At 69.4% G+C, this 10058-nt stretch carries 6 protein-coding genes and 1 pseudogene; 5 read left to right on the top strand and 2 right to left on the bottom strand.

Features of this window, described 5'->3' with window-relative positions:
- The 3 genes and pseudogenes from D180_RS14570 to D180_RS24595 all read left to right on the top strand — a co-directional run.
- Positions 1–1043, top strand: a 1043-nt coding sequence (locus D180_RS14570; protein ID WP_017913375.1) for a glycoside hydrolase family 3 C-terminal domain-containing protein, incomplete at its 5' end; no start/stop codon positions are given.
- A 28-nt stretch (positions 1044–1071) separates the two neighbouring features.
- Positions 1072–2526 (top strand): annotated as a pseudogene (locus tag D180_RS24600) (MFS transporter); the annotation flags it as partial.
- Positions 2500–3516 (top strand): glycoside hydrolase family 43 protein, encoded by a 1017-nt coding sequence (locus tag D180_RS24595; RefSeq protein ID WP_343122587.1) that lies wholly within the window; start codon positions 2500–2502, stop codon positions 3514–3516. The pseudogene D180_RS24600 and the gene D180_RS24595, both read left to right, overlap by 27 nt.
- 293 nt (positions 3517–3809) lie before the next feature.
- On the opposite strand, the gene D180_RS14560 is transcribed toward D180_RS24595, so the two are convergent.
- Positions 3810–4913 carry a dipeptide epimerase gene (locus D180_RS14560; protein WP_017913373.1) on the bottom strand — a complete coding sequence of 368 codons (1104 nt, stop codon included), beginning with the start codon at positions 4911–4913 and terminating at the stop codon, positions 3810–3812.
- A complete protein-coding gene (locus tag D180_RS14555; RefSeq protein ID WP_017913372.1) occupies positions 4910–6304 on the bottom strand; it encodes an SH3 domain-containing protein in 1395 nt (464 codons plus the stop codon). The genes D180_RS14560 and D180_RS14555 overlap by 4 nt, the downstream gene beginning before the upstream one ends.
- Positions 6305–6682: 378 nt before the next feature.
- Here D180_RS14555 and D180_RS14550 point away from each other — a divergent pair, with 378 nt between their 5' ends.
- Both D180_RS14550 and D180_RS14545 read left to right on the top strand, forming a co-directional pair.
- Positions 6683–9433 carry a TonB-dependent receptor gene (locus D180_RS14550; protein ID WP_017913371.1) on the top strand — a complete coding sequence of 917 codons (2751 nt, stop codon included), beginning with the start codon at positions 6683–6685 and terminating at the stop codon, positions 9431–9433.
- An 87-nt stretch (positions 9434–9520) separates the two neighbouring features.
- A partial coding sequence (locus tag D180_RS14545) for an N-acetylmuramoyl-L-alanine amidase (RefSeq protein WP_043091028.1) occupies positions 9521–10058 on the top strand: 538 nt, incomplete at its 3' end.

Below are 10058 nucleotides of genomic sequence, written 5' to 3'. Positions count from 1 at the left end.
CGGCCGCCGACGACGGCTTCCGCCTCTATGTCGACGGCAAGCTGGTGCTGGATCACTGGACCGACAGCGACCGCATGCGCGCCGCCGGCGTGGACCTGGACCTGCAGGCGGGCCGCGCCTATGCGGTGAAGCTGGAGTACTACGACGCCGAGCGCGACGCGAGCGTGCGCCTGGGCTGGCGCATGCCCGGGGCGAAGCCGCCGTTCGACGAAGCGCTGGATGCCGCGCGCAGCGCCGACGTGGTGGTGTTCGTCGGCGGCCTGACCGGCGACGTCGAAGGCGAAGAGATGAAGGTCGACTACCCCGGCTTCGCCGGCGGCGACCGCACCGACCTGCGCCTGCCTGCGCCGCAGCGCGCCTTGCTGGAAGCGCTGCACGCCACCGGCAAGCCGGTGGTGATGGTGCTGACCGGCGGCTCGGCGCTGGCCGTGGAGTGGGCGCAGGCGCATCTGTCGGCGATCCTGATGAGCTGGTATCCGGGGCAGCGCGGTGGCACCGCGGTGGGCCAGGCGCTGTTCGGCGAGGTCAACCCTGCCGGCCGCTTGCCGGTGACGTTCTACCGGGCGGATCAGGCGCTGCCCGCGTTCGACGATTACGCGATGGAAGGCCGCACCTACCGCTACTTCCGCGGCACGCCGCTGTATCCGTTCGGCTACGGGCTGTCGTATACGCGCTTCGACTACGGCAAGCTGCGCGTGGATGCGCCGCGCATCGCCGACGATGGACGCCTCAAGGTGCAGGTGGAGATGGCCAACATCGGCAAGCGCGCCGGCGACGAAGTCGCGCAGCTGTACGTGCGGCGGCTGGCGGCCGCGCCGGGCGATGCGCAGCAAACGCTGCGCGGCTTCCAGCGCGTGCACCTCGCCCCTGGCGAACGCCGGACCCTGACGTTCGAACTGGACGCACAGCAGGCGCTGCGCCAGTACGACGAGGCGCGCGGCACCTACGTCGTGCCGGCAGGGAGCTACGAAGTACGGATCGGCGGTTCAAGCGCCGATGCCCGCGTGCGTGCGCGCTTCACCGTGGAGGCGCGTCGTGACTGAGGCCCGCAGTGCGGAGACCGCCGCGCACGTGCTGTCGGTGCGGGAGAAGCTGGGCTACAGCCTGGGCGACCTGGCAGCGAACCTGATCTTCCAGACCCTGATCACCTACCTGGCCTTCTTCTACACCGATGTATACCGGTTGCCGGCCGCCACGGCGGCGACGATCATCTTCGTGATCGGCCTGCTCGGCGCGTTCGTGTTCACCCCGCTGATCGGCATCGCCGCCGACCGCACGGCCACCCGCTGGGGCAAGTTCCGGCCGTGGATCCTGTGGACGGCGATCCCGTTCGGCGTGCTGTCGCTGCTGGCCTTCAGCACGCCGGAGCTGGGCGCGCGCGGCAAGGTCGTCTACGCGTTGACCACCTATGGCCTGCTGATGCTGGTGTACGCGGCCAACAACCTGCCGTATTCGGCGCTCAGCGGCGTGCTCACCGGCAACATGGCCCAGCGCAACAGCCTGTCGGCCTACCGCTTCGTGGCGGTGATGATCGCGCAGTTCATCATCCAGGTGTTGCTGTTGCCGCTGGTGCTGATCCTGGGCGATGGCGACAACGTGCGCGGCTTCGAGCGCCTGATGACGGTGTTCGCGGTGGTGGGCACGCTGTTCTTCCTGATCACCTTCGCCACCACCCGCGAGCGCATCGTCCCGGCCAAGGAACAGAGCGCTGGCGTGCTGCAGGACCTGTCCGACCTGCTGCACAACCGGCCGTGGAAGGTGATGCTGGCGCTGACCGTGCTGGTCTTCGTCAACCTGGCGCTGAAGGGCGGCACCTACATCTACTACTTCCAGTACTACCTGAGCGAGGACGCGCTGGCGGGCTTTCTCGACACCTCCGGCTTCAACGGCTTCATCGGCGGTGTGAATGCGCTGCTCGGCGGCTGGGGCCTGTCCGGCTTCACCTGGCCGCAGGATGCGGCGACCTCGGCGTTCAGCCTGTTCAACGCCTGCGGCATCCTGTGCATGATCCTGGGCATCGGCTTCTCGCGGCGCCTGGCCGACCGCTTCGGCAAGCGCGATGCCTTTGGCGGCGCGCTGCTGGTCTCCACTCTGTTCCTGCTGGTGTTCTACGTCCTGCCGCCCACTGCGATCGGCGTGGCCTTCGGCGCCTTCATGCTGCACGGCTTCTGCTACGGCATCACCATCCCCTTGCTGTGGGCGATGATCGCCGACGTCGCCGACTACTCCGAGTGGAAGAACCATCGCCGCGCCACCGCGATCATCTTCTCGGCGATGCTGTGCGGGCTGAAGATCGGGCTCAGCATCGGCGGCGCGCTGGTCGCCGGCATACTCGCACACCACGGCTACCAGGCGGGCGCGCCGCAGCAGCCGCAGGCCGTGGTGGACGGCATCCGCCTGACCGTGAGCGTCTACAGCGCCCTCCCGTTCCTGGTGGCGGTGGCGCTGCTGTGCTTCTACCGGATCGACAAGCGCATGGAACGTCGCATCGAACACGACCTGCAGGCGCGGCGCCAGGGCAGCGACATCGACCATCTCGCGGCGCACGCCGTCTCGCAACCGCTGGTCACCCACATCTACACGGCCGATCCGTCGGCCCATGTGTTCGAGGGGCGCCTGTACATCTATCCATCGCACGACATCGACAGCGGCGCGCCGTTCGACGACGACGGCGGCCACTTCGGCATGGAGGACTACCACGTGCTGCGTATGGACACGCCCGACGGAGCGGCCACCGACTGCGGCGTCGCCCTGCATGTGCGCGACGTGCCTTGGGCCAGCCGGCAGATGTGGGCGCCGGACGCGGCCAGCCGCGACGGTCGCTATTACCTGTACTTCCCCGCCAAGGACGCGCAGGGTCTGTTCCGCATCGGCGTGGCGGTAGCCGATCGTCCGGAAGGCCCGTTCGCCGCCGAACCCGAGCCGATCGCGGGCACCTATTCGATCGACCCGGCCGTGTTCGAGGACGACGACGGCGCGCACTACCTGTGCTTCGGCGGCATCTGGGGCGGGCAGTTGCAGAAATATCGCGACGATCGCTTCGATGCGGCGCACGTCGAGCCTGTCGGCGACGAACCGGCGCTGGGGCCGCGGATCGCCAGGCTCGACCCCGGCATGACGCAGCTGGCGGAGCCCACACGCGAAATCGTCATCCTCGACGAACACGGCCAGCCGCTGCGTGCCGACGACCACGCGCGCCGCTTCTTCGAGGGACCGTGGCTGCACAAGGATCAGGGCCGGTATTACCTGTCGTATTCCACCGGCGATACGCACCTGCTGTGCTATGCCATCGGCGACAGTCCGTATGGCCCGTTCACCTATCGCGGCGTGCTGTTGAAGCCGGTAGTGGGCTGGACCACGCACCACTCCATCTGCGCGTTTCAGGGGCGCTGGTACCTGTTCTACCACGACGCCCTGTTGTCCGGCGGCGTGACCCACCTGCGCTCGGTCAAGTGCACGCCGCTGCACGTCGAGCCGGACAGGAGCATTCGCACGGTCGATCCCTATGGTGGCTGAAAGGCCGTGGTCTAGTGACGCTGCGCCGCCTGCGGAGTTGGCGGGCGGCGCATTGGCCTCCTCTAGGCGTCGGCTGCCATGCAGCCGAGGCGAGCGAAGTGCTATGCGTTCCGATGGCGCGATGCGTCGGGACTGAAGTCCCTCCCACCGTGCACCCGGCAGGCTTCCCGCAAGCTCCTGCGGGAGCGACTTCGGTCGCGACGAGTGAAGCCATCCCATGACCGATTGCGACAGCAGTCGGGACTGAAGTCCCTCCCACAATCGCTAGAGCCAGCCAGCCATGCGCGGCGCCATTACACCGATCGCGGCAACAGCTCCAACCCGTGGATCTCGCGAATCCCCAGTCCCGGCGCATCGCCAATCCGGATCTGCGCCTCGTCGAACTGCACCCCGCCCACCACCGGATCGAATGCCCCCAGCGACGGGCCGTCCAGGTCGACCTTGGTGATGACGTCCGCGCGCGCCACCGCCAGGTGCGCCGCCGCGGCCACGCCGATGCTCGATTCGAGCATGCAGCCGATCATGCACGGCACCCCGTACACCGCCGCGATATCGGCGATGCGCAGCGCGTTGGACAGGCCGCCGGCCTTGACCAGCTTGATGTTGACGATGTCCGCCGCGCGCCGCTGCAGCAGCGCGATCGCCTGCGCCGGCGAGAACACGCTTTCGTCGGCCATCACCGGGGTCTGCACGCGCTCGGTCACGTACTGCAGGCCGTCCACGTCGCCGGCCTTGACCGGCTGCTCCAGCAGTTCCAGCGTGACCCCGGCATGTTCCAGTGCGTGCATCGCCTGCACCGCCTGCTTCGGCGTCCAGCCTTGGTTGGCGTCCAGCCGCAGTTGCGCGCGATCGCCGACCGCGGCATGGATCGCCTTGACCCGTGCGATGTCCTCGGCCAGATCGGTGCCGATCTTGATCTTCAGCGCCACGAACCCGCGCGCCAGCGCCGACAGCGCGTCGGCCACCATCGTGTCCACGGCATTCACGCTGATGGTCAGGTCGGTGGTCAGGTGCGGCGTGCCGCCGCCGAGCAGGCGGTACAGCGGTGCGCCGTGCTGCTGCGCCCACAGGTCGTGCACGGCGATCTCCATCGCCGCCTTGGCGCTGCTGTTGTGTTCCAGCGCGCCCTGGATCAGGCCGCGCAGGCGCTGCAGGTCGGCGATGTCCTCGCCGATCAGACGCGGTGCCAGGCAGCGCTCGATCGCCGCGATGATCGCTCCATGGGTGTCGCCGGTGATCGGCGGCGTGGCCGGGGCGCTGCCATGGCCGATCCGGCCATCGTCGGTGTGGACCATGACCACCACGTCCTCGATTGCCTGCACGGTGCGCAGCGCGGTCTTGAACGGGGTCTTCAACGGCACGCGCAGCATGCCCAGGCGGATCTCGGTGATCTTCATTCGGCGGTCGGCGCGCGCAGGCGCTGGATGCGGGTGATGCGGTCGATGAACGGCGTGCCGTCGCCTAGCAGCAGCGGTTCCAGTGGCGTCACCGACACGCCGTTGAGGCGCACGCGCTGCAGCTGGCCGGCGGCGTCGCGGTAGCTGGCGCCGGCCACGTCGTGGATCACCCAGGTCTGGCCGTCTTCTTGGCCGATCACCAGCATCACGTGGCCGGGGATATAGACCAGGTCGCCGACGCGCAGTTGCGCCAGCGCCTCTTGCCGCTGCGGCAGCGGGTCGCTGGCGGTGTAGGGCACCGACATCAGTGCGGGGCTGCGCGCCTGGTCGCCGGTGTTGCGCGGCAACTCGATGCCGAGGCTGCGATGCAGGTCGACGACGAAGCCGCTGCAATCGCGCGCGTCGTAACTGTTGCCCCAGCCGTAGCGTTCGCCGAGGAACTTGAACGCCTGCTGCAGCAGCATCTGCGGCGTGGGCGGCAGCGGCGCCTCGGCGACGTCGGCGCTGCGCGGCACCAGGGCGGGCGCCAGTTGCAGGCGTCCGTCACGGTCGCGCAGCGGCAGCTGCACCACGTAGGCGGCCAGCGGCGACTGGCCGTTGACCACATTCTGCGGCGGCCAGTCGCGCAGCAACGGCAGCGCGCTGCCCATGTCCAGTGCCACCTGCGAGGTGGCCGGCAGGTCCGGGGTGAACACGGTGGCCACGCGCGCACCGGTGACCAGCAGCCGCGGCGTGCGCTGCGCGTACGCCAGCACGCTGGCGCGGTCGCTCTCGGCCACGCGGTCGCGGGCGATCCAGGCAGCGTAGTTGTTCGCCAGCACGAACAGCCACTGGCCATCGGCACTGGCGTGCAGGATCGCCACGGGGCTGCCTGGATACAGCGCCGATTCCTGGAAGCGGTCGATGTCGCGATCGGCGCGGTCGCTGAACACGCGCTCGGCGGTCGGGAAGCGCCGCAGGTCGGCGCGTTGCACCACCAGCGCGTAGCGCGGCTGCACCTGCGCCGGCAGCGCCTCCAGCGCCAGCGCGCGCTGCAGCGCCTGCAATCGCGCGGCGTCCAGTACGCCGCCCTGGCTGTCGTAGAGCGTACGCGTCGTTGGCGCCGACAGCGCCAGGATCTGCGCGCGCACCTGCGCGGCGGGCAGTTGCGTCGGCAGCGCCGTCAGGTCGTGCATCGACGGGTCGTCGCGCAGCAGTCGGGCGTTGAACGCGGCGCGCTGCGTCGCCTCCAGCAGCGGCGGCGACGCCGCCGGCAGCCGCGCGATCCAGTGTTCGGCCTGCAACTGCGCCGGTTGTGCCTGCAGCGGCATGGCCTCGGTGGCGCGTGCCGTGGCGATGGCGCCGCTCGCCGCCGCGGCGAGCAACAGGCACAGGCCGCGCATCGTGATCATGGGAACCCACTGTCTGGAAAGAAGGTCGGCGTGTGCTACACGCCGACGCCAGGATCTTCGATTCCCGGTTTTTTCCTGTCAAGGCGCTGCGTTGACAGGTTTTGCGAGCGCGTGTTAAACCCGGCTGCACAGGGGGCGCGTGGCGATGGCGCTGGGGAACGTGCAGGCAGCGCACGGCAGCGCCGCGTCCGCTCGGCAAGATGCAGGAACCCGCAACACGATGGCCGCGTGCCGCGCACGGGTCATCGCCGTGTGCGTGGACGCCAGGGACAGGCGCTCGGCCGTGGCCGCGCCCGCGGCGTTCGCGCCATCCACCCGCGCCAGCAGGAGAGCCGCGTGCCCATGCGAATCGTTCGTCGTCCTTTTCCCTTGCGGCCCATGCGCGTGGCGCTGGCGTCGCTGACGACGCTGGTCGCGGCCTTGCCGGCCGCGGCGCAGGAACAGGCGGCGACGCCGCGCGATCTCGATGCGGTGCTGGTCACCGGCTCGCGCATCGCTCGCGCGCAGGTGGAGGGCCCGGCGCCGGTCACCGTCATCACCGCCGAGGACATCCGCAAGCAGGGCTTCGCCACGGTGTGGGAATCGCTGGGCACGCTGACCCAGTTCAGCGGCAGTACCTTCAACGAGAGCGACCAGACCGGCAGTTCGCCCAACGGTCAGTATCTCAACCTGCGCGGGCTGGGGCCGGGTTATCAGTTGATCCTGCTCAACGGCAAGCGCATGGCCGATTATCCGCAGTCCTACGGCGCCAACGGCACCGCGGTCAGCCTGGGCAGCATTCCGGCGGCGGCGGTGGAGCGCATCGAAGTGATGAGCGGCGGCGCCTCGGCCATCTACGGTTCCGATGCGGTCGCCGGCGTGGTCAACATCATCACCAAGCGCGATTTCCAGGGCGACAGTCTGCGCGTGCGTGCCGGCACCACCACCCGCGGCGGCGGCGATAGCGGGCAACTGCAGTGGAGCGGCGGGCGCCGCGGCGACGGCTGGAGCCTCACCTACGCCTTCGAGCGGCTGGATCGCGAACCCATCGTCGCCCGCCAGCGCGACTTCATGGATTCCTACGACGACCATCCGGCCAACAAGGCCGATCCCAGCTCGCCCAACGTGTCGATCTCCGGCGTGTATCTGCGCCGCGGCACCACCTATCTGTGGCCGCAGGCGGGCACGCTGTCGACCTCGCCGCAGGCGCTGGCCGCGGCCTGCACCGCGACCAATCCGGCGTTCCGTCCGTACCGCACCAGCGACAGCCTGCCCGCAGCCAACCGCTGCGGCGCGTTCGACTACTACGCCGGGCGCTCGGTGCAGAACGGCTACGGCAAGACCTCGGCCTACCTGGCCGGCGATGCCGAGCTCGGCCACGACGTGGTCGCCTACGCGCAACTGCTGGCCAACCGTTCGCAGGACAAGAGCTCCAGCCAGACCCACTACTACATCGGCGAGGGCGCGTTCACCGCCTACGATCCGGACCTGGGGCTGGTCACCGCGCAGCGCATCTTCCTGCCGGACGAGGTCGGCGGCATCAAGACCATCGACTACGACGAGCGCAGCTGGAACCTCAACGCCGGCGTGCGCGGCAAGGCCCTCGACGGGCGGTTCGACTGGGATGCCAGCGTGTCGCTGTCGCGCTACGACATCACCACGCGGCGCCCGCGCTTCCTCACCAATGCGGTGCGCGATTACTACTTCGGCCCTGTGCTGGGCTATCGGCCGGACGGCACCGAAATCCGCCGCGTGCGCCCGGACCGGCTGTTCGCGCCCGGCAGCCCGGCGCTGTACCAGCAGCTCACCACCGAAGTGGTCAGCCGCGGTGAATCGGCGACCGACCAGGCCCAGTTCGTGGTCAGCGGCGACCTGTTCGAACTGCCGGCTGGCATGGTGCAGGTCGCCACCGTGCTGGAAGCGGCGCGGCAGACCTACGATCTGCAACCCGATCCGCGCACCACGGTCGACTACACCGGCAGCGAGCGCATCTACAACCTCACCCAGACGCCGGGTGGCGGCCCGCGCAAGCGCTACGCCGCAGGGCTGGAGCTGCGCGTGCCGATCGCCAGTCGGCTCAGCGCCACCCTGGCCGCGCGCTACGACGCCTACGACGACATCACCGCGGTCGATGGCGCGGCGACCTGGCAGGCCGGTCTGGAGTGGCGTCCGTTCGACACCCTGCTGCTGCGCGGCAGCCATGCCACCAGCTTCCGCGCGCCTGACCTGCTGTGGATCTACGCCGGCACCAGCGCCAACAATCCCACCGTGGTCGACGAATACCTGTGCCGCCGCGACGGTCTGGATCCGTTGTCGGCGGCCTGCGCGAGCGCGCACGAGTATCAGACCTTCTCCACCCAGGCCTCCAATCCGCTGCTGCGCGAGGAGACCGGCAAGTCGACCACGCTCGGCGCGGTGTGGGATGCGCTGCCGGCGCTGTCGTTGAGCGTCGATTACTACCGCATCGAACTCAAGGGCCGGGTCGAAGCCATCTCCAGCGAAACCCTGTTGGAGAACAACGCCAACTGCCTGCTCGGCCGCGACCGCGCTGGCGCCGCGGTGGACACCGCCTCGGCGGCCTGCCGCTTCTACCTGGACGCGGTCACACGCAGCCCCGGCACCGACCTGACCAGCGAAGGCCAGATCACCGCGTTCAAGACCTTCCCCATCAACCAGTCGCTGATGCGCACCGACGGCATCGACGCCAGCCTGCGCTACGACCTCGACCTCGGCGCCTGGGGCACGCTCGGCCTGCAGGGCGGCCTGACCCGGGTGCTGCGGATGGAGGTGGCGCAGTTCGTCGGCGCGCGCCCGGTGGACGTGATGAACGACGTCGACTACCTGGCGTTCCGCACGCGCAGCAACTGGCGTGCGAACTGGAACCGCGGCGACTGGTCGGCCAGCGTGTACGGCTACCGCTACGGCTCGCGGCCCGACTACGCCGAGCGCGGCCGGGTGGCACCCTACCTGGTGTGGAACCTCGACCTCGCCAAGCAGATCACCGACAAGGCGACCATCGGCCTGAGCGTGCTCAACGTGTTCGACGCGCTGCACCCGCGCGACGACACCTACACCACCTGGCCGTACTTCCCGCGGGTGTACAGCGCGATCGGCCGGCAGTGGTACGTCAACTTCAACTACCGCTTCTGAGTGCGCGGCGGTGAGCGTCGGCGCGTCCCTGCACGCCGTCGCCGCGCCGATTGCGTACGCTTGTGCGTCGCCGACCAGGAAGTGTCCATGACCCGTGTTCCCGTGCCGTCCCTGTCCGCCGTGCGCCGGCTGTTGCTGCTGGCCACGCTCGCGTTGCTCGGGGCCTGCGCGCACGCGCCGCAGCGCAATCCGCTGGCCACCTGGGTGCCGTCGCCGAACTACGACGCGCGCCGGCCGATCCTGATCGTCATCCATTACACCGACCAGCACTCGGTGCAGCAGAGCCTGGACACGCTGCGCTCGCACAACAGCAAGGGCAAGGTCAGCGCCCACTACCTGATCGGCCGCGACGGCACGCGCTACCAACTGGTCGCCGACCAGGACCGCGCCTGGCACGGCGGCGCCGGGCGCTGGGGCACCATCACCGACATCAACTCCGCCTCGATCGGCATCGAACTGGACAACGACGGCAAGACCCCGTTCGCACCGCAACAGATCGACAGCCTGCTGGTGCTGCTCGAGGACCTGTGCACGCGCCTGCGCATCCCGCGCACCCAGGTGGTCGGCCACGAGGACTTCGCGCCCTCGCGCAAGGTCGACCCGGGCCCGCTGTTCCCGTGGAAGC

Source organism: Xanthomonas sp. SHU 166 (genome assembly GCF_000364685.1).
In the GTDB taxonomy this organism is placed as follows: domain Bacteria; phylum Pseudomonadota; class Gammaproteobacteria; order Xanthomonadales; family Xanthomonadaceae; genus Xanthomonas_A; species Xanthomonas_A sontii.
The sequence above is the reverse complement of the archived record's forward strand: the minus strand, read 5'-3'. Positions and strand labels throughout refer to the sequence as shown.